Origin of the sequence: Pseudaestuariivita rosea, assembly GCF_017592335.1 — a bacterium.
Lineage (GTDB): Bacteria > Pseudomonadota > Alphaproteobacteria > Rhodobacterales > Rhodobacteraceae > Parasulfitobacter > Parasulfitobacter rosea.
On sequence record NZ_JACNMP010000043.1, the window covers coordinates 1 to 24,521 of the forward strand.

General features: G+C 57.1%; 20 protein-coding genes. 6 read left to right on the forward strand and 14 right to left on the reverse strand.

Annotation, left to right across the window (positions count from 1 at the left end; genetic code table 11):
- Positions 1–395: 395 nt before the first annotated feature.
- The 14 genes from H7848_RS17820 to H7848_RS17885 form a co-directional block, all read right to left on the reverse strand.
- Positions 396–1,418: a polysaccharide biosynthesis/export family protein gene (locus H7848_RS17820; RefSeq protein ID WP_208354156.1), complete on the reverse strand. Its 1,023-nt coding sequence runs from the start codon at positions 1,416–1,418 to the stop codon at positions 396–398.
- Between the two features lie 119 nt (positions 1,419–1,537).
- A complete protein-coding gene (gene tagF, locus H7848_RS17825) occupies positions 1,538–2,899 on the reverse strand; it encodes a type VI secretion system-associated protein TagF (protein WP_208354158.1) in 1,362 nt (453 codons plus the stop codon).
- Positions 2,900–2,914: 15 nt separating this feature from the next.
- A complete protein-coding gene (tssM, locus tag H7848_RS17830) occupies positions 2,915–6,427 on the reverse strand; it encodes a type VI secretion system membrane subunit TssM (RefSeq protein WP_208354159.1) in 3,513 nt (1,170 codons plus the stop codon).
- An 11-nt stretch (positions 6,428–6,438) separates the two neighbouring features.
- Positions 6,439–7,926 (reverse strand): type IVB secretion system protein IcmH/DotU, encoded by a 1,488-nt coding sequence (icmH, locus tag H7848_RS17835; protein WP_208354160.1) that lies wholly within the window; start codon positions 7,924–7,926, stop codon positions 6,439–6,441.
- On the reverse strand, positions 7,926–9,257 hold the full coding sequence (gene tssK, locus H7848_RS17840) for a type VI secretion system baseplate subunit TssK (RefSeq protein ID WP_208354161.1): 1,332 nt from the start codon (positions 9,255–9,257) through the stop codon (positions 7,926–7,928). The genes icmH and tssK overlap by 1 nt, the downstream gene beginning before the upstream one ends.
- Positions 9,254–10,420 (reverse strand): type VI secretion system-associated FHA domain protein, encoded by a 1,167-nt coding sequence (locus H7848_RS17845; protein WP_208354162.1) that lies wholly within the window; start codon positions 10,418–10,420, stop codon positions 9,254–9,256. The genes tssK and H7848_RS17845 overlap by 4 nt, the downstream gene beginning before the upstream one ends.
- 34 nt (positions 10,421–10,454) lie before the next feature.
- Entirely contained in the window at positions 10,455–11,468 is a 1,014-nt protein-coding gene (tssG, locus tag H7848_RS17850; protein ID WP_208354163.1) for a type VI secretion system baseplate subunit TssG, read from the reverse strand.
- Positions 11,465–13,243 (reverse strand): type VI secretion system baseplate subunit TssF, encoded by a 1,779-nt coding sequence (gene tssF / locus H7848_RS17855; RefSeq protein ID WP_208354164.1) that lies wholly within the window; start codon positions 13,241–13,243, stop codon positions 11,465–11,467. Before tssF ends, tssG begins: the two co-directional genes overlap by 4 nt.
- Positions 13,236–13,748, reverse strand: a complete 513-nt coding sequence (gene tssE / locus H7848_RS17860) for a type VI secretion system baseplate subunit TssE (protein ID WP_208354166.1) — start codon at positions 13,746–13,748, stop codon at positions 13,236–13,238. Before tssE ends, tssF begins: the two co-directional genes overlap by 8 nt.
- Positions 13,741–14,550, reverse strand: a complete 810-nt coding sequence (locus H7848_RS17865; RefSeq protein ID WP_208354168.1) for a type VI secretion system accessory protein TagJ — start codon at positions 14,548–14,550, stop codon at positions 13,741–13,743. The genes tssE and H7848_RS17865 overlap by 8 nt, the downstream gene beginning before the upstream one ends.
- Complete coding sequence (tssC, locus tag H7848_RS17870; RefSeq protein ID WP_208354170.1) at positions 14,547–15,935, reverse strand: type VI secretion system contractile sheath large subunit; 1,389 nt, start codon at positions 15,933–15,935, stop codon at positions 14,547–14,549. The genes H7848_RS17865 and tssC (H7848_RS17870) overlap by 4 nt, the downstream gene beginning before the upstream one ends.
- Before the next feature lie 2 nt (positions 15,936–15,937).
- Positions 15,938–17,416: a type VI secretion system contractile sheath large subunit gene (gene tssC / locus H7848_RS17875; RefSeq protein ID WP_208354171.1), complete on the reverse strand. Its 1,479-nt coding sequence runs from the start codon at positions 17,414–17,416 to the stop codon at positions 15,938–15,940.
- On the reverse strand, positions 17,416–17,937 hold the full coding sequence (gene tssB, locus H7848_RS17880) for a type VI secretion system contractile sheath small subunit (protein ID WP_208354172.1): 522 nt from the start codon (positions 17,935–17,937) through the stop codon (positions 17,416–17,418). Before tssB ends, tssC (H7848_RS17875) begins: the two co-directional genes overlap by 1 nt.
- A gap of 124 nt (positions 17,938–18,061) precedes the next feature.
- Complete coding sequence (locus H7848_RS17885; RefSeq protein WP_208354173.1) at positions 18,062–19,093, reverse strand: type VI secretion system protein TssA; 1,032 nt, start codon at positions 19,091–19,093, stop codon at positions 18,062–18,064.
- A 175-nt stretch (positions 19,094–19,268) separates the two neighbouring features.
- Here H7848_RS17885 and tssH point away from each other — a divergent pair, with 175 nt between their 5' ends.
- The 6 genes from tssH (at position 19,269) to H7848_RS17915 (ending at position 24,250) form a co-directional block, all read left to right on the forward strand.
- Positions 19,269–21,875, forward strand: a complete 2,607-nt coding sequence (gene tssH, locus H7848_RS17890; RefSeq protein WP_208354174.1) for a type VI secretion system ATPase TssH — start codon at positions 19,269–19,271, stop codon at positions 21,873–21,875.
- Between the two features lie 88 nt (positions 21,876–21,963).
- Positions 21,964–22,440 (forward strand): Hcp family type VI secretion system effector, encoded by a 477-nt coding sequence (locus H7848_RS17895; protein WP_208354175.1) that lies wholly within the window; start codon positions 21,964–21,966, stop codon positions 22,438–22,440.
- 186 nt (positions 22,441–22,626) lie between these two features.
- Entirely contained in the window at positions 22,627–22,890 is a 264-nt protein-coding gene (locus H7848_RS17900) for a COG3415 family protein (protein WP_208354176.1), read from the forward strand.
- A 124-nt stretch (positions 22,891–23,014) separates the two neighbouring features.
- On the forward strand, positions 23,015–23,209 hold the full coding sequence (locus H7848_RS17905; RefSeq protein ID WP_208354177.1) for a hypothetical protein: 195 nt from the start codon (positions 23,015–23,017) through the stop codon (positions 23,207–23,209).
- A 153-nt stretch (positions 23,210–23,362) separates the two neighbouring features.
- On the forward strand, positions 23,363–23,614 hold the full coding sequence (locus H7848_RS17910) for a helix-turn-helix domain-containing protein (RefSeq protein ID WP_208354178.1): 252 nt from the start codon (positions 23,363–23,365) through the stop codon (positions 23,612–23,614).
- 141 nt (positions 23,615–23,755) lie between these two features.
- Positions 23,756–24,250 carry a DUF7847 domain-containing protein gene (locus tag H7848_RS17915; protein ID WP_208354180.1) on the forward strand — a complete coding sequence of 165 codons (495 nt, stop codon included), beginning with the start codon at positions 23,756–23,758 and terminating at the stop codon, positions 24,248–24,250.
- Positions 24,251–24,521 lie beyond the last annotated feature (271 nt).

Genomic DNA, 24,521 nt, shown 5'->3' on the forward strand with positions numbered 1-24,521 from the left:
CGAGACGCCGCCGAACGCACGATAGAGGCAACATGGCGCAGGATCGGTAAGCTGCTCGACCGCTTCACCCCGCAGGAATGTGCGAATTACCTTGTCAACTCAGGATACGCTTCAACCTGATCTCATCTTGCTCTAGCGCATCATCCTAAAAATCTGAAATGTGTTTGATGAGAGCTGAGGGCAGCGACCGGCCCGAGGGTGGGCGAGAAGCGACCGGCCCGAGGGTGGGCGAGAAGCGACCGGCCCGACGGTGGGCGGGTCGGGCGGGATGGGTGGATACAGCGTTGCTGGTTTTTAGGACGATGCGCTAGCCTGATCATCAGAATGGTGTCAAAAGTGAAGCGGCCGCATCCAGTTAGGATACGGCCGCTTTGGTCCCTCGTTTCTTATTATTGTCAGGGAAGTTCAACTGTTGGCGCCGGTGGCAATTCGGGCGGGCGGCTGAAGACCTGGGTGATCTTGCCCGTTTTGGCCAAAGGTGCGTCGCCCACGAAAATCTGGTCACCATCGCGGATCATGAAACGGTCAGCCAGGAAAACCTGATCGGTTTTGCGCAGGTTCACACGATAGATGATGTTACCGCCGGATGGAATTTTCGACGATACCCGCTCGCCCAACTGACGTGCTTCCTCGGCCGAGATTGTGCGCAAGACAAAAACAGACCGCGGGTTGGCCCGACCATCGGCCAGACCGCCCGCACGCGCAATCGCCTGGTTCAAATTGATCGATCCGGCCGAAAACGGAATTTCGCCCTTGGTATTCAAAGCCCCACCCGCGATGAAGGTATGGGGCGCAGGCGACAGCAATAGGATATCGCCAGGCAGAAGGGCCACGTTGTCCGCAGGCGTATCATAGATAGACTGCAGTGTTTGGGCGGCGGAATTGCCTTCTCGGATCAGCTTGACCTCGGTCTGGCCAGGCTTGCCGGTAGGACCACCGGCCAATGCTATCGCTTCCAGCACGTTTTCACCGCGGGCCGTCAGGGGGAACACACCAGCACCTGCGACCTCACCCTGAACGGTGAATGTGTCGGTTTCCTTACGAGTAATATTCACGCTGACAAAGGGGTTTATCGCACTTTCGCGCAATTGTTCGGCGATAGACGTCTGAACGGTTGGCAAGCTACGATCCGCCACTCGGATCACGCCGATGAACGGCAAATTGACGTTACCCGACCGATCGACCGTATAATCGCCAAGGTTCAGCGATGAACTGTCAGCGGTCGAAAACAGGCCGGCATCGCCTGAGTCAAAAACCGTCACATTGATCGTATCCCCACGGCGCACGATTCCAGGACGGTATGTACCACCGGCAAAGGCTTTGCTCAGACTGGGCATCCCGGCTTCTTGCTGTGCGGTGATGGCGCGGGCGGTCAAATCGACGACCGGAACATCGTTGGCGCGCGCCGAACTGATCATCGATCGCGTCGATGGTCCGTCAGAAGGCGCGCACGCACACAATAAACTCAGCAACACTACTCGACTGGTGGCTTTAAGCATATCTATTGTCTCCGAAACCTGCTTCAGCGATTTTTCGCTTATGTTTTGGCACTTAAAAACATCGCCAGTGCCGTTGCGTCAAGAGAGCCGCCGCTGATGACGGCATCCTGTGTCAGAACTGTCGCGGTTTTTTCAGGGGATGACTCATTTGCAAGTGTTTCCTTAATGTCATTTTGTGAAAGGGCGTTGTGAACACCCGCCGAACACATTAAAAATCTATCACCATCACGCACCTGGCCGATGCCGCTGTCTAATGTCAGTTGGTTCACACCACCGATCGAGCGCGTTAAAATCATAGGCAGTTTCGCATCAACATGATCCCGCGTCAACGCATGCAATTCGCCATCCCGCAACAGATAGGCGCGCGCATTTCCCGCCCACAGGACCGAATATCGCTGGCCCTCAATCAGCAGCACCACAGCCGATGCCACCGCCGATGGGCGCCCAGGTAAATCCTGCGCCCGCAACAGCGCATGCGCACGACCCAGCTTGCCTTTGGTTTCCGCCACCAGATCATTCATCGAAAAGGTGCTGTCAATGACCGACAATGTATCAACGATTGTCTTCGCTGCCGACACATTGATCGGCATATCCCCCTGTCCGCCGATCAGCGCATAAAGCTGTTTGTTGTCCGAGACATACCATCCGTCACTGTTGATCCGCGATGTCGCACCACGCGTAGACGAGGTACCAAATTCCACATCAAGCGGCACGCGTGGCGGCGGGGCTTCGGGTGTGGTTGGCTTTGGCGGGGCCTCGGGTTCAGGCGGCGTTTTCTGTTTCACCGCTGCGATGGCGCGTTTGGGCGGTTCGGGGCGCGACAGAAAATGACTGAACTCTTCGGGTTTGGGCAGACCGGTCGTGACGATCGGCACGCGCTGTGTTTCCCTCGTCCACCAGAACACATTCTGGCGGTCTTCACCCGGTTCATATGGGTTCTGATCAACGATCTTATAGGTTGCAGGCGGGGCCAGTTCATGGGTCGCACTGTCAAAATTTGGCAGCGCAAAGTCCTGCTCCAGCGTTGACAACACTAGGCGTTCTGCCTGATTGAACCAGAAATCCGCGCTGCGCAGGCGTTTTGGTGTGATCCTGGGCTGCGGCAGAGTGGTCGACAGCGTCAACGGAAAATATCGCCCGACCCGGTCGACACTTGGCATCATGACGGTCAGGACTGGCAGGGGTCCCCAGATGCCCGCCGGAAACGCGATGCGCCAGACGGGCGACACCAGAAAGGCATCCAGCCATTTTTCACCCAGTTGCGTCTGGCTTTCCCGGATCGAGGCCTGCAGCCAGTCGTCCAGCTTGGTGATAAAACCACGGTCCAGATAATTACTGACGAAATCGCCATGGGTTGGAATTTTCCCGAAATACCCCGAGTGTCGTCCGTTTTCAGCCATAATCGATATCTGCCCCTAATTCCCCAAAAGCGTTTCGGGGCAGGTAAAATCTTGCAAAGCCTGCAGTTGAATCGGGTTGTTAATCGAGTCCGTTTGCAGATCTATCGTTACATCATTGCCGTAGTAGATACGATAAATATCATCGTTAATCCGCTCAGTACGGCCATCACCAATCAAACGAAAAATACCCCATTCAGAATTATGCTGAATGTAAGCCCCTTGGCGACCAAGTAGATACAATGCTGCATTACTTCTTCCATCAGATGAAGGCCATACCAGCTCTTCACGATTTGGAATATCTCGATTGGTACGTATCGCATTCTGCGTCCTGCCGATTTGCAAAACAACTCCATCAAATTCGGGATCAATCTCTCGAAGAGTCATTGTGAAAACAATTCGAGGTAGTCGTTGTCGGCCTACAAAAAATGCATCCTGAATTGTTTTTGCATTTTGGAACGCCAGCAGAGGTTCAGATGATGTACCCGAAGTACCTAATCCCCCCCTCCAAGACCATGGGTCTGTTGTCTGATCAACAAATTCAGCCAGATGTTGGTCAAAAAATGTTGGAAAATCTCCATCAGGTCCAAAAAGCCTTGAGAATTCAACAATACTTACTTCAGTCCGAGCATTTGGATCAAATGGATAACGTCCTTCAGCGCGTTCTCTACATTGCTGCGCATATTGCGCTTCCCACAAGGCTGAAATCTCTTGCCGCACGCGCGACAGACGCAGATCAGCAATGTCAGTTGCAGCACCTATCACCATTGTATCAATCGGAACCGGTAAACCGCGCCCGATCACCACCAATTCCTGCAAATTCTGTGTCAGTTGACTGTCGGCTCCAAAAACCTCACTGACCGACCCTTCGAACGAAATCGCGCGGTTCAGGTTGTCGTAAACCGCGCGGAATGCGGGTTGCAGGGCCGACAGTGCGTTGCCCTGATCTTCGTCTGACGTAGGTGCAAGTGCGCGGCGTAGCGACAGATAGGGATCGGGTGCGGCCAGCGGATCAATTGGCAGGTCAGCGCCCGCCAAAGCCAATAGCGGATGCGGCGTGCCCTCGGGCAGCACATCATTCACATTATCACTGATTCCAGTCAGATGCGTGGCGGTGGCCACCTCGCGCGCGACACGTTCAAGCGGCACGACGGTCTCGGACGACAAATCCAAGGCCAGTTCGGTCGCATCGGGCAGGTTTGCAGGCTGGCGGATTTTAAAATCATTCAGGAAATCGCGCCAAACATCCTGAAAATTCGAAAAATACAGATCCGCAACATCGACTCCAATGGCACTGGGCAGCGGCGCCTCAGACGCGGCCTGCCCGCGCACCCATGCCTCGCCCGAGGCAATTTCGGACACGCGCATCAGGTTCGGCACGACAACGGTCTGATAACCGACGCGGGTGTAAATGCCATCAATCCCCTCATCCATACCAAGCCCCGATGGCCGCACAAAAAGACGTGCCGCAACGGCGCCCAACTGCGTCTGCGGGCGCCAGTCTGGGATGGCCCGCGCCTCGGGCAGGGCCAGCAGCAGATCAAAGGCCCGCTCGGACGGGCTGTATTCGGCGATCATCTCACGCGTCTCGGCGACCAGGAAATCCTCATCGACATCGATGGGCGGCAAGGTCGTACTGTCCAGCATCGCCCGCATATGACGCATCAGGTTTTCGCGGGTGGCCGCGCGCCCGGACCCGGAATAAAGCTGTTCGAAACTGGCTTGGGCGTGTGTCAGAAGACCTTCGCGGTCAATCGGACCTTCGCCCGCCAGCCCAAGATAATATTTCAACGCACTGAAACGTTCGGCATCGGTCAGATCGTCCTGCTGCAGTTCCTTACGCAGATGCACCATATATCGCGTCAAAAGCAGACTGCCCAACGCGCGATCATAGGCGCTGCCATGGCCACGCCTGATCTTGCGTTCCTGATTAAGACCGGGCGCGAACGATGCGATACGATCTATCATGCTGTCTTTGTCGTCAAAGCCATCAGGGGCCGAAGCCAACCGATCCAAGGGCCCTAGAACACGCAGAAAATCACTGTCAGTGACACCTCGCACCGGGATTTCGCTGTTATCGAAAATAGCCTGATACCCAGCCAGGGTCTCGTCCGCCTGAAAAACTGCATCGCGGTTGAAGAAAAACCCGGTCAGCCAGCTGACCAGCAGAATGACAACCGAAGTCGCCATCACCCCAATACCAGCCCCGCGCAGTATCTTGCGACGACGGCTTAGGCGGTCATCCCGCGACACCAGCGCCGCCTCGCCCAATATCACATTCGAAAACAGACGGCCCACGAAATAGCTGCGGTTCATCGTTTGCGCCAAGGGCTTGCTGCGGGTCGGATCGTCTTGTGTGGCCGAGGCAAGATAGACCCCGCGCATCAAGGGTCGGTTTACAAAATCCGTGCCTGATGACAGTTCAGATACGATTTCAACCAGACTTTCCTCAAGCTGGGCAATCTGCGCCGGAAAGCGAAAAATATGGCCGCGTCGCGCAATGTCGGGTTCTTGTTGAAGCCGTTCCAGAAGTAAGCCATTCAAGCGATCCTGCAAAGCTGCAAATTCGCCGCGGAAATAATCCCCAAGCGCGTCACTGTTCGCGCTTTCCTGAAAGTCGAAGGTCATGCCCCAGACCTGTTCGCGTGCGTCCTTGCCAAGTCCGTCGAAAAACTGAGTGAACCCGGCCAGTTGGTCCGCCTTTGTCAGCACGACATAGATCGGAATACGCGCGCCAAGGGTTTCGTCCAGTTCCGACAAACGCTGCCGAATGGCGCGGATATCGCGCATGCGTTCTTCGGGCTTCTGTGTCAGTAGGTCCGTCAGCGAAACCGTGATGACCACCCCGTTGACAGGTTGCCCCGGACGGTGGCGTTTCAGCATGTTCAGAAAGCCCAGCCAGCCCGCCTTGTCCCGCGCGGCCGCCGTTTCCTGTGTCGTATATCGACCGGCTGTGTCAATCAGAATGGCCCTGTCCGTGAACCACCAGTTACAGTTCCGCGTTCCACCAACGCCCTGCAGCGGCTCGGCCCCCATCGCATCGCCCAGCGGGAATTTCAGGCCCGAGTTGACCAGCAATGTCGTCTTCCCCGCCCCAGGGGCACCGATCATCAGATACCAGGGAAAGGTATAGGCATAGCCCATCCGTTTGCCCACGACCTTGCGCATCAGCTTCATGGCATCTTTCAGACGGCTGCGCAGTTCTTCTATTTCTTCTTTCGTTTCAGCAGCATCGCGGTCTTCGGGACTTTCGGCGATGTCGTCGATCATCTCTTTTTCGGCACGGCGTGATTTCAGCCAGCCCATCACCATCCAGATGACCCAGGCCAATACGACGGCACCAATAATCAGCAGACGACGCCAGACAGGTTCCAGCGGGCGATTGCCGCCCAGTTCCAACGAAGGCCCGAAAAGCCAGACGATGACTGCGATTGCGATCACCCAGATCACGACGATAAACCGGCGTCCCAAGACACCTGCGTAACTGTCGACCCAGGATCGAATATTGCTGTAAATACCGAGTGGATTCATGGATCTACACCCTATTGAGCTTCTGAAATGACGCCGATGTTTCGAAGCTCGGGCGATAGCCGGGCCCCTTCGACGTAGACATAAATATCCGTGCGCCGATTGGCTTCTTTGCCTTCAGGCGTCTCGTTTGTGGCAATTGGTTTTCGTTCAGCGGCAGCTTCGATTGTGATGCGTTCAGGTTCGGTATAAACACCTGCGATGCGTTCCTTGACCGCCAGGGCGCGCGCCTCGGCCAGATCGGTGTTTGATCCGAAACGGGAACCAAAACCAGGCCTGTCGCTATCGGTATGGCCTTCGATGATCACGCGGAAATCTTCGGCAGATGTTGCGATACCGGCACCGATATTGTCGTAGAATTCATAGAAATCTTCGTTCAGATCGGCGCGACCCGACCCGAAGGCCCCTGCGTTTTCCACACGGATCAAAACAGCGTCGTCAATGCGGTAGACCTCAATCGTGCCGTTCTGCACATCAGGCTGCAGATAGTCGATCAGCCGTTGCAAAGGATCAGGCGGTGCAGGTGGAGCGGGTTCATCAGGCACAAAAACGGGCTGCTCAACCACCGGTTCTTGAATGACAGGCGCCGGGGGTGGATCGGGAATAAAGATGCTGGGCGCCGCATTGGGCGGCAGATTGGCAAAAGTGCGCAGCACTTCGTCGGAATTGCGGTTCAGCGAATAGGACAACGCCGTGTAAAGCAGGGCAAAAAACAGAACCAAGGCCCCTGCGATGGCCCACAGCAACCGGCCTGACTTGATCGGTTCATGCGCCGCATCTTCACCTTCCCAGCGGGGTGACAGGTCACGCTCAAACGTCCCGATCTGATTGCGCAGTGTGCGGTAAAGGCCGTCGCGGATCTGCGCCAGTTCCATCGCGCCGCGGGCCGACACCCGTGTGCGCCCCTCAAACCCCAACGACAGGCAAAGATAGATCAGCATCAGCACATCGCGATGTGCACCAGGATTGCTTTGGAAATGATTCAGCAGCTCAAAGACCCGGTCGCCGCCGGTCACATCGATGTGGAATGTCGACACCAGACCCGACACCGACCAATCCGCGCCCCAGGCCGTATTGCGGATCACATCGTCCAGTGTGGCACAGACGATATAATGCGCCGCGCGGGCCTGTTCAGGCATGATCCCGGATGATGCCAACTGCCCCTCGTATGCCTTGACGGCCTGCGTTGTTTCCCGCCGCAGTGTTCCTAAATCAGGCGGGGCCGATCGCGCGCGCAAAGCATGCGCCAAGTTCAATAAAGGCGCAGCAGCCGCCACCACTTGCGGGACCTCACCACCTGACATGCGAAAGCCTGACAGCATTTCAGCAATCGGCAGATCAGCAGCGGGCCTTATAGGTTCAGCAGTGACCTGTTCATCCGGCTCAGCCTGTCCGGCGGGTGTAGGGATACGCGGCCCGGCATCACCACCACCGGGATTGGGCAGAACAACCTTTGGATCGTTGCCGTCTTCGTTATCAAGCGGATCGGATGAAGAAACCATTACCTCAGACCCCAAAGTTCTAATTCAATACCGGGAAACTCTGTCGCTAAATGAATCGCAACCGTCCCTGACTTCTTGATACTATCCCAGATATCGCCCTCGGTCTCTAGATCGAAGTAAACCGTGCCAGAAGAAAACGGCAGTTGCCTTGGTGCAACAGCGGCGGGGCGCACAGGCACACCGGGAAGGGCAACGTTGACCAGTTCGGCGATCCGTTCGACCGGACCCACCTTGATCTGGTTGGGCAGGTTCCGACGCAAAGCCTCGCCCGCCATATCGGCGCGCACGGCCAGGACAAAGCCTGCCTCTTTCAACAGCGACGCATCGCTGATCATACCCACGCGCACCCCATGGCGGCGCTGTTCCAGCGGGATCGGCACAGCACTTTGCTCCATGACCGACGACAATGCCCGGCGCAGGGCCGCCAATACGGGGGCGAAGGTGGCTTCCAGATCATCGTGCCGATAGGCGGGGAATTCTTCGGGCAGACGCGTGGGTTCGGTCAGCGTGGCCAGTTCACCGGCCAGCGCAACACACTGCCGATAAAGCAGTTCAGGGTGGATCTGCCCCGCCTGCGCATTCAGATGCGCCATCACAGGACTGGCCCGGTTCAGGGCCTGCAGCATCAGATAATCGCCCACCTCGGCCGCGCCGCGCAGGCTGGGATCACCGGCGCGTTTGGCAATCGCCTCGGCCCGGTGGCGGATCAAACCCAGAAATTCGGTCAGCAGGCTGGACAACCGCCCACTGGCCCCAACCTTCATAATTGGCGGGATAATATTGTCATCCAGCACGACCGACATATCGCTTTTGACCTCAAGCACCCGGCCCAGCATCAGCTGTTCGAAACCGGCGGTGTCATCGGTTTCCAGTTTCAGCGAAAACCGCAGTCGCCCGACCGAGATTTCGGCGGTAAAGGCACTGTCTGTGTTGTCATCCGCCGCATCATAGTCCGACCGCGTCTGGCGGGCCGATACCGGCCCACCATCGGGCGCGAAACTGGGCGCACCGGGGCGCAACATGGGCAGGGTCAGCAAGACACGGGCGTTCTTGACGGTTTCATCCAGCGTCAGGGGCGCGGGCAGATCGCAGTGTTCAGGCGCGGAAAACGGCGTGCCGTCGGGCAAAACCCCACTGATCGAGGTCAGCGCAAATCGCCCGATCGCCAGGGCAGAATGATCGATCGAAATTTCGGTTAGACCCCAGGGATAAGGGGCCAACGGGCGCGTGGCTTCCACCACCAGATGTTCGGTCCAGCGGTCCGCCTGCTGGAAATGCTGGGTCCGCAGGAACATGCCCTCGGTCCAGGCAACGCGATTGGCCGTTTTCACTTGTCTTCCTTCCCGCTCGTCAATCCACCGGTCGCTGTATCATAGGCATCGCGGAAGGCATCCTTGCCCAACGGCGCATCCTCTGCCGACCATTCCTTGATATACGTGTCCCAGTACTGGGACTTTTTGCCAAAGGGCAGCCCACCATCCGCGGCCGCTTTGGTTTGAATACTGTCTGGCGCCATATCCTGCCTGGCGCGCAAAAGTGTGGCATCAATTGCCATGGAAATTGCACGCTGCTTGCCTGCCAAAGCATTGGCGCGGGCGCGGATCTGATTGGCCGTATCCACACCAGCAAATCCCAGCAACACATCCAGCGAGGCAGCCGCGCGGTCCACGTCAGACGCGGGCAAGGCATTCAGGCCCAACTCGGCCTCAAACCGCTGCGCTTCCTGTTCAAGCTGCTCGATCCCCTCAATCGCCGCGCGCAGCGTCTGACCCGCCGCCCGCATGATCGCCTCGGGATCAGCTGTGATATCGGCCATCGACAGCCCTGCGGCCTCAACAAACAGTTTCAGCAAATCGGTCGAGTGCCCAACGGGCGCGCTGACCTCGGCCGGTTTTTCCTTGGGTGTGTTGATGTGGATGACCTGATCGGTTGCCGGGGCCTGCATCTGTTGGTTCTTGCGGTCGTCTGGAATGTTCCAGTCATCGGGCAACCGCGAGCCGAACGCATTGGCCGATGGAATAGCCGCCACCGTACCATCGCCTTGCGGCAAAAGCGGATCTTTTGACATCCATTCTTCACCCGCCCGTCCCGGCAATGGCCCCGAGGCCCCCGCCCCACCCGGCGCTACATCCGACAGGATTGAACTGATGGTAGGCGCGGAAAATTCGTCCTTGCGCGTGTCCCAGGCGGTACTGGCGGTCTGTTCAATCCGGGCTGTCAGCGCGTGTTCGGCAATCGTGATCTGACTGCCGTGCCCGATCTCAATCGCCTTTTCAGGGACCAGCGGCTGGCCTTCCATCGATACATCGCCTTCGGGCGTCATCTCAAATCCGGTGGTTGAGGCACGAACAGTGACCTTGATCTCATCCCGGCCGGTCGTGGGCAAAATCCACTGGCAGTCGCGCATGGTGCCGACGGTAAAGGGCCTACTGCCATCCAGCACCCGCACCTGCCCCGCATAGGGCCCGCCTGTGATTTCAAGCGTCAAACTCACTGCCATCCTCCGGTCTGTCGTTTTGCCCTTTGCATCATACCGCCGCCTCGATCACGGCCTGGTCGCTGTCCTGGTCACTGGGCTGGGATTTCGCCCAGGTGTTCCACCCCAGACGCGCCATGGGGCCCGCACCCCCCAACTGCGTATCGGGGACGTCCTCCTTGGCCAGAATGACCTGAATATCGAAATCCAGAACCGGTCCCAGATAAAGTCGGATCAGGTTTTGCAACGCATCAACCCGTGGCGTGCCGGGTTCCAGCGACAGAAAATCGTGATAGCGCACCGGCCCCACAATGATCCGCACCTTTCCTGATTTGTCGGGCAGAAACGCCCCTGCGGTCGTGTTCTGCCCCAGCAGGGTCGGCCTGCGCGGATTGCCATCCATTTGCGTCTGCTCGGACGGCGGGATCGGCACCCAGCGGGTGTGGAACTGTTTCACCTGAACCGGCAATTGCAACTCAGCCGCCAAAACGGCACGCAGCCCCTGCGCTGTACGTGTGCGCTGCGCCAAAAGACCCGCATAGCGCAACAGCCCATCACGCGGCAGCGGCGTGCGGCGACGCAACTGACCGCTGGACAGACCCATCAGCGAAAACAGCGCTGTCCGTATGCGGTTCTGACCGTCCGAGTTCCAGCGCAGCAGCACCGGCAGGCTGTATTTTTCCGCCGCATGCACGAAAAGCCAGGTCAGCCGGTCCGAAAAGATATCAAAGAAGGCGCCCAACCCCCGCGACCGGCGTCGGTTCGACAGCGCGACCATCTCGGTGTAGGCGGGTGGCAGCGGCGATAGTGGCCCGACAACACCAGCCAGTGCCGTCTGAACCTCAATGCGGTCGTCATGCAGCTGCACCCCATGCACCGGTGTTGCCCGCAGTGCGGTTTCAGGCGGCGCGGTGATGACCAATGGCAGGCCACGATCTGCGGCCTCGGCTTCAGCAATGCGAATGGCTGATATCGGATCGAATGCCTCGGGCTGGTCAACCAGTTTCAGGAAAACGCGCGTTGTTCCAGCGGTTTGGGGCATCTTAGGTACGGCGGGCTGGTTCATAGCATCGCCTCCTCCCCCGCGCGGGGCGGGAAGGTGGCCAGAATATCAGTACGGTTCTTCATCTTCAGCGACAACCGCGTGAAGGTGTTCACCGACGCATAGCAGCCCAGAAACCGGTCAATCATCGTGCCAAAGAAATAGGCATCTGCCTGATCGATCACCTGATCGTCGAAGATCAGCGTCACGTCGGTGCCCGGCACCATGGCATTGCCCAGCCGCGCGATACCGGGATTGGTTTCGATGTCATCGATTGACGCGATCAGGCGTGCGGGTTCCTTGGCCTCGGATATATCATAAAGCCCCAGAATATTGCGCAGCGCAGGCGCGCCGCCCTTGGTGATCGACAGATGGTTCAGCGACAGATGCGACAACAACCGCCAGGCGCGATTGTCAGCATCATCGGGGCTGTATTGACTGGAAATCGGCTGCAGGCAGGTGATGCCCTCGGCGGCCTCAAGCGCGTCGGCCAGATAAAGTCGCGGCTGACCACCCCCAAAGGGCAGTTTGCTGGGCAGATTGCCGTTGGTTGCCAGAATTTCGATGCTGGCGACGGCGTCGATCACGGGCTTTGGCCTGTTCGCCTCGTCAACAAACGCGATTGAGCTTTCACCCGACCGCACACCATCCCGCCGGGAATGGCGGTGAAAATGCCAGGCGACGGTGCCGATGTTATTCCCCGACAGACGATTGAAAAACGGATAGGCGGGGGTCGCCTGACCATCGGTATCGGTCAGGGTCACGGATGTCACCGAGTGCACGCGCTGCGTTTTCGCCCGGCGCGCGTCGGCGATCAGCGGATACTTGGTGCGTGTCCCATCCAGCGTGATCGGCTCGGCCCGTTTGGGGAAATGGTTCACCATCGGCGTGCAGTGCAACAGCAGACTGCCCGACCCGATATCGCGTTCCAACCGGCCGGGGCCTGCATCGAAATAGATATAGATCGTGACCTCTTCGTCCTGGGTCACGCGGGTGACATCGACATCAAAGAACAGAAACTTCTGCGGCAGGGCGAAAAATTCGGTTAGCGTGCGATAGCCCAGAAAGCTGTTTTCGGGATAAGGCAGCAACCATTCGTCATCGCCAAACCCCACCTGCGACACGGCCGAGGCTGGCAGGAACACCGCGTCCGCGTCATTGGAATGCAGTCCGAACCCGACATCTGTGCAGTGGTTGAACAGCAATGTATGCAGGGCGGCCGCCTGACGCGCGGGGGCGGCGATATAAAACCGCAGCTTGCTCAGACCCAGTTCGACCAGCGGCGTCTTTGCGGTCTTGCGTACCGTCACCGCCAGACATCCCGCCGCCTTGCCATCACGGATTTGCGGCGCCTCGATGGGGCGGGCCATCATGCGGATATTCGTGATCTGCACCGGCGCCATGGCCACTGGCTGAGACGTGCGAAACCGGCAGACATCGCCGTCGATCGGGTCCGAGACAATCTGGGTGTGCCGTGGCACCATCTGCACGGCATCCAGCCCATCGGCCGGTTGCACCTGCACCACCGTCATCGATGGCACGGGGCTTAGGTAATGCGGATAAAGCGTTTCCAACAGCGCATCGGTCAGCTCGGGCAGGCTGTCGTCAATCTTTTGCCGGATGCGCGCGGCGGTGAAGGCGAAACTTTGGATCAGGCGTTCGACATGGGGGTCATCGCTGGTATCCTTGGCCAAACGTAGCCGGCCAGCAATCTTTGGGAATGCTTCGCTGAACCGCACGGCCCGCGTACGCAGCGCGGCCAGTTCGTCGTTGTAGAATTCCAGAAAGCGGTTAGCCACGGCCGCCCTCCATCACCGCAAAGCGCTGCGTGACCGGATCAAACCGCGTGTCAAAGACGATAGGCGGCAACCCCTGCTGGATCTGATAAGTGGCCGAGATCCTGATGCGTAAAACACGTTCGGTCGGGTCATTATTCGGGATCAACGTGACCGATAAATCATCCAGCCGCGGTTCAAATCGCGCGATCCGGACTTGCAGTTCTTGCGCCATGGCCTGCCGCTGGCGGTCGGTGACCAGACGGGTGGAAAACATATCCTCGATCCCGAAACTCAGCAGGCTGTCGCCCAGTTCGGAATGTCCGCCCGGCAGGCTTTCGGGGCGGCAGCGGGTGTTCAGCACAATCTCAAGATCACGGCGCAGGGCCGATTTGATATCGTTGATCTGCTGGCCGACCGTCATCAGGGGATCGCGTTCCAGATCGGGATCGTCATCGATCAAACGATCCAGCAGGCTTGTCGCCAGCCGGTCGCTTGTCGCGCGAAACCGATCTGCGGGATCAGCCATTGGCGACCTCGGCTTTGACATGGACAAAACCGATGCTTTCGGCGCCCATGATATCCTTCATCTCGTCCCCCACCAGAAAGGCGCGCTGCCCCTGCCCTGTGACCAGACCGCCAGGCTGTTCGACCCAATCAGTCTGACGGCCCAACTGATGCGCGACACCGGTCGCGCCATAGTAAGTCGCGGGGATCAGAACCTCGGCCGAGGCACCATCGGTCAGCGTCATCCGCGCCTTGCGCAGCGCCAGATCACGGGGCCTTTCAGCAGCGGCAAAATCAAGCGACTGGATCAGGGTGAAATCCACCCACAGATAACTGCCGCCCGTTGTCAGCGCCTCAAGCGCATGGGGGATACGGTCATCCAGATCGCGAAAATCCTCGGCCGGTTCGCCGTTCCAATGCACAGCCACCTCACCGCGCAGATCATCCAGCTGATCCAGCAGCGCCTTTGCGGCATCACCATCCCCATCGCGCAGGGCCAGACCGATCTTGGTCGCCAGCTTGTCGCAGTCTGTGGGGCCTTGCGGAAATTCGGGCACCGCGGCCTCTTCAAACCAACGGTTACGGGCGTAAAGGCCGCGCAGGTAATTGCGATAAGACGCCAATGCGACCGCCTCGTCCGGTGAAATCCGCGACGCCATTTTCAGATGCGTTTCGGCCTTTTCCAGATCGCCACTGCACACACATAAATCCGCCAGAACCACACGCGGCTCGGCCTGATCTGGGTGCTCTTTCACCTGGGCCGAGGCGGCTGCGATCGCACCCTCAAGATCATTGTTCGATAAAAGGTCTGACAGGCTGCTCATGCGATCCTCTTTTGATCATTACTTTCGGCAATCAGATGAAAGGTCGTGGCGATATCATCCAGTTGAAAATGCGGCTGCAGATGAATGGCGCAGGAATAGGTGCCGGGCCGCCCGGCAATTTCCGCCACCTTCACGCCAGCGCGGCGCAGCGGATAGCGCGCGGTCAGGGCTGTGTCGGCATCATCATTGCCCAGACAATACTGCGTCAGCCACTCCATCAGGCGGCTTTGCAGGCTGGCCTCATCCGCGATGCTGCCGACCTCATCACGCATGATGATCTTCAGGTAATGGGCAAAGCGGGCCGTGCACAATACATACTGCAGCATAGACGACAAGCGCGCGTTCCGTTCCGCAATCGCGCTGTTGTAATTCGCAGGCCGGTGCAGTGACGGATTGGCGTTAAACACCGGATCAGACGACAGATAAAGCGAGGCCACGGGGATTATCCCGTTTTCGATCATATACTGTTCCTGAACACTGGTCAGACGTACTTCGACGGGGGGCTGTTCCGACAGCCCGTGCAGATCGGTTTCAAAGTCATGGGGCATGAAAGACGTCACGCGCCCGCCGCCGTCCTCATCCTGATAGGCGCCGCGAATGGCCGCAAACCAACCACTTTCCTTATAGGCCTTCAACACCACCATCGCAAAGGCATAGGCCCCACTGACACAATGCGTCACGCCAAGCGTTTCGTTGAACACAAAACCGTCAATGCGATCAGCGTCCGTCATCCGGTAAGGTTTTCTGATGCTGATCCGCGGCGCGACCAAACCCACGAACCGCGTATCTTCCATATCACGCAGGGCGTTCCAGCGGATGCGTTCGGGCGTCTTGTCATCGCCGCGCAGGTCAAAAGCACCGGACAGATCGGTATAATCCTCAAGCCCCAGACAGTCAGGCGCGGCCGATGCGATAAACGGGCAAAAGGCTGCAGCCGCCACCGACGCAATCTGGCGCAGAACGGCGATTGAGTCCCCCCGTTCGCGGGTGACATCGACGCCAATGTCATAGTCCCCGATCAGCAGACCAAAGGGCAACCCGCCGGGCATCCCCAGTTCTTCGTCATAGATCAGCTTGAACAGATGGCTTTGATCAAAATCCACGCTGCGTTCCATATTGCGCGCCAATGCCTTCCAACTGACATTCAGGATCTTGATCAAAACCTCGCCGTCGCTGCCGTTTTCTGCGACCAGTTTGTGCAGAACCATCCAGCGCCCGGCCAGCGACATGAATTCGGGGGCATGGATAATTTCATTGACCTGCGCCGTCAGCGCCTGGTCAATCCGTGCGATCAACCGGTCCACACGTGCAGTCAGGGCCCGATACCGGGCCCTGGACAAAGCGTCATCCGCAGTCTGTTCCGTCAGGACTGCTGTATCAGGCATCATCAGTTCTTTTCGGGTATCCGGGCCACCATCCGCAACGATGTTGTCAGCTCTTCCATCTGCAACCAGGGCCGCAGCCAGGCCACGGCATTATAACTGCCGGGTCTGCCGGGAATTTCCTGAACTGATACCTTGGCATCCCGCAGCGGATATTTCGCACGCATCTCAGGCCCGGCTTCATCATTGGCGTTGACATAGTTGTTGATCCAGCGGTTCAGCCACTGTTCACAATCCTGCGCCTCCATGAACGATCCGATCTTGTCGCGACCGATCACCTTCAGATAATGCGCAAAGCGTGACGTCGCCATGATATAAGGCAGACGCGCTGAAATTGCGGCATTGGCGGTGGCCTCGGGCGTGTCGTACTTCAGGGGCTTGTGCGTGGTCTGGGCCCCGAAGAACACGGCATAATCGGTGTTCTTGTAATGGCACAGCGGCAGGAAGCCCATGTTGCCCAGTTCCGCATCGCGCCGGTCGGTGATCCCGATTTCGGTCGGGCACTTGATGTCCACGTCGCCTTCATCGGTCGAGAACAGGTGCATTGGCAACCCTTCGACCTTACCGCCATTTTCTGCACCACGAATGGCCGTGCACCAACCGTATTCGCCAAAGGCTTCGGTCAGACGCGCGCCCATGACATAAGACGCATTCATCCAGCAGTAATTGTTATGCGGAATACGGTCGCCTTCGTATGCGATAGCCTCGTCATAATCGAACTCTTCGATCGTGCGGGTCCGCGGACCATAGGGCACACGGGCCAGCGCACGCGGCAATGTCAGCGTGACAAAGCGTGAATCTTCGCTGGCACGGAAATTCCGCCACTTGGCATATTCCGACGTGTCGAAAATCTTGGACAGATCGCGCGGTTTGCTCAGTTCAGTGTAATCTTCGAACCCGAACAACTTGGGGCTGGCGGCCGAGATAAACGGCGCAAAAGCCGCGGCTGAAACCGAGCTCATGTTCTGTAGGCATTCAAGATCCTCGAACCCGTTGTCGAATTCATAATCCCCGATGATCGCGCCAATCGGTTCACCGCCGGGTGTGCCGAATTCATCCTCATAAATCGCCTTGAACAGACGCGACTGGTCGAATTCAACTGCCTTGGCCAGATCGCGGCCAACCTCTTTCTTGGTGGCGTTCATGACCCGGATCTTCAGGTTCGAACTGGTGTTAGAATTCTTCACCAGATAATGCAGACCGCGCCATGTGCCTTCCAGTTTGCCGAATTTGGGCGACTGCATGATCTCGGCCAACTGCTGAGAAATCTTGGCATCGATTTCCTCGACCGCCTTGGTCAGCGTGATCGTCAGATTGCGGTTGAACGTCACCGTGCCTTCAAGTGCTGCATCGGTCAGCGCGCGCATCAGCTCTTTGGTGCGATCCGGTTCCGTCTGTTTGGTTGCCCCTATAACCTGATCCAACAGGCCCGCATCTTCTGTGACCGCTTCTGCTCCGGTCTGAGCGTCGGTTTTCGTTGCCATTACGCGTTGTCTCCATCAGTGCCTGATTGCGCCTTGATCTCGTCAACCATCTTCTTGACGGCATCGTTGTCCTGCAAAATCTTTTCCAGCAGCAGCTCCAGCTCTTCTGACCGGTCCGCCTTGCTAAGCAGATCGCGCAATTGATTGCGGCTTTCCAGCAGCGCCTTCAGCGCGGGTACTTGATCCACAACCGCGGCCGGTTCGAAATCATCCAGCTTGGAAAACTTCAGATCAACATTCATCATGCTGTCTTCGTCATCCGACAGCGTGTTCTTGACCTTCATGTTCAGACCGGGCGTCATGCGCTGCATCACTGCGTCGAAATTGTCGATGTCGATCTGCACAAACTTGCGCTGACCAAAAGGCTTCAGTTCTTCGGTCGGATCGCCGGAAAAGTCACCAAGAACGCCCACGACGAACGGCAATTCCTTTTCGACCATCGCGCCCTCTGTTTCCACTTCATACTTAATGTGGACGCGGGGCTTGCGTACCTTTTCCAACTTGTCGTGTACACTGGGCATATTTTTATTCCTTTCGGATCAGTTCACGTCTTTTACAAACTCAAATCTTTGCGGGTCGCCCCGCCAAAAGCCTTCGGCCAAATCTGCATCGCCAATCAAGACAAAAGCATGACACATCTAATACTTACTCGCTATCAGCTTTTTTGCGAATACCTGCGGTCGTCATGAAGGACCGGCGCATATTTTCGTCAGGGATCAGTTCTTCCAGCAGCTTCATGAAATCCATCCGACCGCGGTCCACGATTGTTTCCAGCGCATGGCTGATGGGGGAATGCGGTTCCGTTTTTCGAAAGAAGGCCGCGATTTCCATAAGCCGGGCAAAGGCTTCATCCCGGGTTGTAATTGCTCCACTTGCCTTGGCGTCAGATTTAGCGCCGCTCTTGGCCACCTCATCACTATCCTCGGTCGCGTCCACAGGGGCCACGACCTGCGACGACAGCCACATGATGATCTCATCCAGCGTTTCCAGAATAAGGCCAAAAGGTGGCGCATCGGCACCATATTTTTCGGTCAGGATCTGGTCTGACTGACGAATGGCCGCGCGGGCTGCTTCGATGTGACCAAATTGCTGAAGCATGACGTCATTGCCGGCTTCACCAATCGCACCCACCAGGGCGGCCTCATTCCCGCTTTGCCGAAACCAGTATGCATTGTTCCCATAGCCCCCGCCCGGCAGCAGGGAAACCAGGCGCAAAGGCTGGATCAGCGCGCCCTCGCGTCCGCCACCGTTCAACCCTGTCAGGGGATCATAGCGATCGGCCTCGGTCTCTTCCGGCAGGGGGAACAGATCGGTGCCAAAGGTTTCAAGATACTGCAATAACAGACCATAGCCGCGGGCAAGTCCCTGAAATCCGGACAATCTGGTGTCGGCCTCGATCAGCCAGGCCAGAACCTCGATATCCTTGGAATGATTGGCCAGCACCTCTTCGGCGGTTGACTTCACCTCTTTCCACTCTGGGCAAACAACCAGACTTTGTTCGACGCTTTCCAGCTTTTCCAGACGTCGTTCTTCCGCGCGGACATGACTGCGAAGATCACGCAGCTTGTAATACAATGGCTTCGCGGCGTCATTTTCACGGATATCTACCCCGATGGGCGCTTCGGCAGAAATGGCTGCCGCAAGGGGATCAGCTTCAATTGCAGCTTGATCGTTCAATCTTAACTCCTCAACCGTTGCACGAACGCAAACCTGAAAGCCTTTGTGGAAACTTTATGTCTAAACTAGGTTGCGAATCAGGCGTGCTGCTTTAAATTAAAATTAGGTTATCGAAATTTATCGGCATTAAAAACCGAAGTTCAAGCGGGTTCATTCTTTTTGAGGTATTTGGATAGTGGCTGCAATTGATCTACACGTTCTGATTCAGCATCTCGCCCCAAACTTACGATCTACGCTTGAAAAAGCGGCAGCACTTGCCGTGCGCAATGCCAACAAATCGATTGAGATCGAGCATTTTGTTTACACAATGTGCGAAACCCCCGAAATCGCCGAGGCGCTTGAAAAGGCCGGGTGCGACGCGCCGACCGCGATCAAAGAGGCACAGCTGGCGATTGCATCCCTGCCCCGCGGTCATGGGTCGGCCCCGTCGATGTCACAAAATATCGTCACGCTGGCCCGCGAAGCCTGGCTGACAGCGTCCTTGCGCTTTGGCCACGGCCAGATCACCGATGAGACGCTGTTGCTGACCCTGGGCACCGAAAGTGATCTGCGGTCGGCCCTGCGTGTGGCAGCGCCGTCGCTGTTGAAAATGAATCTGGCTGCACTGGAAGATGCCGCGCGTGAGGCATTACCTCAGCCCGAACCGGGCGCCGCCCCCACCGCACAGCCTGCCCCATCCGCGACGGGCGGCGAAGATTTTCTGGCCGCCTACGCCACCGACCTGACCGCTGACGCCAAAGCAGGCCGCATCGATTCCGTCATCGGTCGCGATGCCGAGCTGCGCCAGATGATCGACATTCTGATGCGCCGTCGCCAGAACAACCCGATCCTTGTGGGCGAAGCGGGCGTGGGCAAAACCGCTGTGGCCGAGGCCTTTGCCCTGATGATCGCCGAAGGCGAAGCGCCCGACCGTTTGAAAGACGTCTCGCTGATGGCGCTGGACCTCAGCCTGTTGCAGGCGGGCGCGGGCGTTAAGGGCGAATTCGAACGGCGCCTCACGGGCGTGGTCGATCAGGTTAAAGCCTCGCCCAAGCCCATCATTCTGTTCATTGACGAGGCCCACACCCTGATCGGGGCCGGCGCCCAGTCGGGTCAGGGCGATGCGGCCAACATCCTGAAACCGGCACTGGCGCGGGGTGATCTGCGTACGATCGCGGCGACCACCTGGTCCGAATACAAGAAGTATTTCGAAAAAGATCCCGCCCTGACGCGTCGCTTCCAGACGGTCAAGGTCGATGAGCCTGATATCGAAACCGCCGTCCGCATGATGCGGAAAATCGCACCGCGGTTCAAAGATCACCACAACGTCCGCATCCGCGACCGCGCCCTGCGCGCCGCTGTTGAATTGTCGGCGCGATATATCCCCGAACGGCAACTGCCGGACAAAGCCGTCAGCCTGATCGACACCGCCGCCGCCGCAGTCACGCTCAGCCGTCAGACCCAACCCGCCGCCCTGCAGGATCTGCGCCGTGAGGTCGAGCTGCTGGACAGCGAAATCGCCGCCCTGCAGGCCGAACTTCTGGATGACGACGCCAAGGCACGGCTTGAGTCACTGCAAAAAGATCTGGCCGCTGCGCAGTCTGAAGCCGCCGTGCTGGAAGACCGCCTGCAACAGGAAACCAAACTGGTAACCGAGGCGGACGAAATCGAAGACAGCCTGTCCAAAGACGGCGAAAACTTCCTGCGTCTGACACAGGCCGAAAAGGCCCTGCATGATGTTCAAGGTGAAAGCCCTTTGATCCATCGCGTGGTCGATGACGAAGCCATCTCCGCGGTTGTCGCCCGCTGGACCGGCGTGCCCACAGGCCGCCTGATGCGGGATGAAATCACCGCCGTTTCCAGCCTGAGCGACCGCCTGAAAACCCGCGTTCTGGGCCAGAACGGTGCGATCGACAAACTGTCCGAAGCGATGCGCGTATCCCGCGCGGGCCTGACCGATGAACGCAAGCCCACCGGTGTTTTCCTGCTGGTCGGCACCTCGGGCGTGGGTAAAACCGAAACCGCGCTTGGCCTGGCCGATGAGCTTTACGGCGGCCCCGCTGGCCTGACCGTGATCAATATGTCGGAATATAAGGAAGAGCATAAAGTCTCTCTTCTGATGGGGTCGCCCCCCGGTTATGTCGGCTACGGCGAAGGTGGTGTTCTGACCGAAGCAGTCCGCCGCCGCCCCTATGGCGTGCTGCTGCTGGATGAAATGGACAAGGCCCACCCAAGCGTTCAGGACATCTTTTATCAGGTCTTCGACAAAGGCACCCTGCGCGACGGTGAAGGGCGCGATGTCGACTTCCGCAATACCACGATCATCATGACCGCAAATACCGGGACCGAAACGCTGGCGACCCTGGCCGAAGACCCCGACACCATGCCCGAAGGCCGCGCCTTGGAAAAGGCGCTAAAGCCCGAATTGCTGGAAACATTCAAGCCGGCTTTTTTGGGCCGAGTGGCAATTTTACCTTATATTCCGCTGACAAAGGATGTCTTGGGTGGTATAGTCGATATACAGTTGGGCAAAATCGCCGATCGGACCAAAGTCACCTACGGAACCGATCTGACCATTAGCGATAAGGCCCGATCTTACATAGTCGAAAATGCCGCGGCGGGCGATACCGGCGCGCGCGCAATTGAAACCATGCTGTCACAAGACCTTCTTCCAAAAGTGGCAGATTACTTCTTAGAATCGCTCATCTCTGGCGGTGTGCCAAAGATGGTCGTCCTTGATATTGATGCAGATAGTGATTTCGTTTTAGAGGCAGAAACACCGCATCGAAACAAGGCTACCTAAGTTGTCGGCGTCGGAATTTCCCGATGGCGGCAGCACCAAATGTACTTCGGTACGATATTTTAAAAACTGAAACCTGGAGACTTATACAATGCCAATTTACCTGCAGCATGATAGCATTCCCGGCGAAGCAACGCATCAGGATCACGTTGGATGGTGGGATATCGAGTCGCTGCACTGGAATGTGTCGCGGAACATGAATACCCAGGCTGGTTCGAGTGCCAACCGTGAAGCATCAGAGCCTGTTATCAGTGAGGTTATCGTAACGAAAGTTACCGATTCATCCTCAGTAGGTATTTTCAAGGAAACCTGCACAGGCAACATCGGCAAAACAGTCGTGATTGATCTGGTCACAACGGGTAATCCCGGCCAACAATACACGAAATATATCCTCAGCAATACATTGCTGGCCGGATATTCGGTGGACACAAGCGGTGATCGCCCAATCGAAACCATTCGTTTGAATTTCACACATATCGAACAGAAATTCACACCTTACAAAACAGATGGATCTGCAGATTCGCCAAAGCTCTTCAGCTACGATCTGGCAACTGCCGTTGGCTCCTGATCATTATCTTATACAAAGCAAAAGGGCGCCCAAGGGTGCCCTTTTGTGTTTTGCGCATAGGTCGTTGTGGCGTGCCCCCCATCGGGTGGTCCGGTTTGATTGTTAAAGCGTTTCGTTCTGAACCTGAATTGCGAGGGATTCCGTTGAGTGCTGATCTGTGATTCATCCTGTTTGTGAAAATGGATCATGTCAGCACCTTTGCCGGATGCGCTTCGAGCGCGGTTTCAGAAGTATATTGAAGAAGAATTAAGCGGTCTCGCAGCGGCGTTGCGTCTGAAGGTTTCGCCCGCCACGGGTGCGCCGTGGGCGCGGCAGGTTCGGACCATCGGCCATGCTGATCCCGCACCGCAGGGGCCTCCGCGCAGCAAGGGAAAGCTCGCACCGCACGAGGCCTTTCTTGAGGAACTGGTCGCGCAAGATCCCGACCTCACACTCTTCGGGTTGCTCTAAAGGACAAGGGTAAACCCGCTCCACATCCGTTGCGCCCTTCGGTGTCCTGATCATCCGCCTATGCCGACCTGCCTGTCAAGAAAGACCCGCATGCGCGGGTCTGAGGATCGATGAGGAGGATCACATGATCAGATTAGTTACAATGATTGAGCTGGAGCGCTTGACGAACAACCAGTTGGAGGAATTACGCATTGCACTGCATCACCTGCTGGCCCTGGGCGAACCAGGCACAACTGACCGCAGAAATATTTTAGCGTCGCGGGAAAACATTGACCGTGTCTGCAATTACCACAGAGCAAAACGTGCGCCATCGCTGTGAAGCGGTTTACGCAGTGTTTGCATGTCGCCACTAAGAAGTTCTGTGGACGTCAATGATAACCCTATGATCCATAAGTCATAAAGAAAATTTATGATCCTAAGATCATATTGATATTTTATGATCTACAGGTCATACTGATTGACAGGAGAACACATGAAATATCTTGCACGCTCACCACAAGAAGTTGGACATGCCATTCGCGAGGCACGGAAGGCACAAAAGCTCACCCAGAAAGATTTGGCCATTCGCAGTGGTGTTTGGCAAGAGACCATCTCAAAAATCGAAAACGGTCTCTCAGGAACCAAGCTGGAGACAATATTCGATATCCTCTCGGCGCTTCAGCTTGAAGTTACAATCCATAATCGCAGTAAGGGATCATCTGCATCGCTTGAGGACATCTTCTAAGATGGGTCAAAAACGCATCTATGTGCCCTTGAACATATTCTTGAACGCGCGGCACGTTGGTCAGCTGTTGCGTGAAAGCAGTGGTGCAATCAGCTTGCCTATGATTTCAAAAATGGCACACCTCTGCGCTACAGCCAGTATATGTCGCGCGCGCTGACGTTTATTGTCCCTTTGACTGTTTTGGGCATCGTGATCACCATTGCAGCAGGCATCGGGCTGGTTCTGCTGATTGTGCCCGGTATCTGGATTTATGCAGCCTGGTGCGTGACTACACCTGCCGTTGTCGTTGAGCGCGCAGGTTTCGGCGGTTTGAACAGAAGCTTTGAGCTGACGCGTGAGTATCGCTGGCCGATTGTTGGGTTGCTTATTTTGTTGGGTTTGATCCTGATCGTGATTTCTATTCCATTCGGATTGGTGTCAAATATGATGATCGGTCTGAACGTTTTTGATATTGAAAGCCTGCCATCAGCAGACGCGCTGTCTTCGATCGACGTCATGCTCTGGGTCCTGATCAACAGCGCCGCATCTGCAATCAGCTATGGCCTGGGATGCGTGGCCGTCGCACTCGTCTACATCCGCCTGCGCCAGATCAAAGACGGTGTAGGCGTTGCGGATGTGGCTGACGTTTTTGATTAAGGCGGTCAGACGAATCAAAAGGTGCTGATCAACTCAGCGCCTTATCGATTGTGTGGATGGCATCTGCATAGACGCTCGTTCGCAGCGACTTCCCGAACGTCTTTCGCCTGATTGTATCAGACAGCGATCCGCAAGCTAGAGCAAGATGAGATCAGGTTGAAGCGTATCCTGAGTTGACAAGGTAATTCGCACATTCCTGCGGGGTGAAGCGGTCGAGCAGCTTACCGATCCTGCGCCATGTTGCCTCTATCGTGCGTTCGGCGGCGTCTCG

What these genes read in the sequence shown, in the direction of transcription:
- tssC (WP_208354171.1), bottom strand. Translation starts at nt 17,416, where the DNA reads ATGGCAACGAAAACCGACGCTCAGACCGGAGCAGAAGCGGTCACAGAA.
- tagF (WP_208354158.1), bottom strand. Translation starts at nt 2,899, where the DNA reads ATGGCTGAAAACGGACGACACTCGGGGTATTTCGGGAAAATTCCAACC.
- tssE (WP_208354166.1), bottom strand. Translation starts at nt 13,748, where the DNA reads ATGGCTGATCCCGCAGATCGGTTTCGCGCGACAAGCGACCGGCTGGCG.
- H7848_RS17910 (WP_208354178.1), top strand. Translation starts at nt 23,363, where the DNA reads ATGAAATATCTTGCACGCTCACCACAAGAAGTTGGACATGCCATTCGC.
- tssB (WP_208354172.1), bottom strand. Translation starts at nt 17,937, where the DNA reads ATGCCCAGTGTACACGACAAGTTGGAAAAGGTACGCAAGCCCCGCGTC.
- tssM (WP_208354159.1), bottom strand. Translation starts at nt 6,427, where the DNA reads ATGAATCCACTCGGTATTTACAGCAATATTCGATCCTGGGTCGACAGT.
- H7848_RS17900 (WP_208354176.1), top strand. Translation starts at nt 22,627, where the DNA reads ATGTCAGCACCTTTGCCGGATGCGCTTCGAGCGCGGTTTCAGAAGTAT.
- H7848_RS17915 (WP_208354180.1), top strand. Translation starts at nt 23,756, where the DNA reads ATGTCGCGCGCGCTGACGTTTATTGTCCCTTTGACTGTTTTGGGCATC.
- H7848_RS17865 (WP_208354168.1), bottom strand. Translation starts at nt 14,550, where the DNA reads ATGAGCAGCCTGTCAGACCTTTTATCGAACAATGATCTTGAGGGTGCG.
- tssG (WP_208354163.1), bottom strand. Translation starts at nt 11,468, where the DNA reads ATGAACCAGCCCGCCGTACCTAAGATGCCCCAAACCGCTGGAACAACG.
- icmH (WP_208354160.1), bottom strand. Translation starts at nt 7,926, where the DNA reads ATGGTTTCTTCATCCGATCCGCTTGATAACGAAGACGGCAACGATCCA.
- tssC (WP_208354170.1), bottom strand. Translation starts at nt 15,935, where the DNA reads ATGCCTGATACAGCAGTCCTGACGGAACAGACTGCGGATGACGCTTTG.
- H7848_RS17820 (WP_208354156.1), bottom strand. Translation starts at nt 1,418, where the DNA reads ATGATCAGTTCGGCGCGCGCCAACGATGTTCCGGTCGTCGATTTGACC.
- H7848_RS17895 (WP_208354175.1), top strand. Translation starts at nt 21,964, where the DNA reads ATGCCAATTTACCTGCAGCATGATAGCATTCCCGGCGAAGCAACGCAT.
- H7848_RS17905 (WP_208354177.1), top strand. Translation starts at nt 23,015, where the DNA reads ATGATCAGATTAGTTACAATGATTGAGCTGGAGCGCTTGACGAACAAC.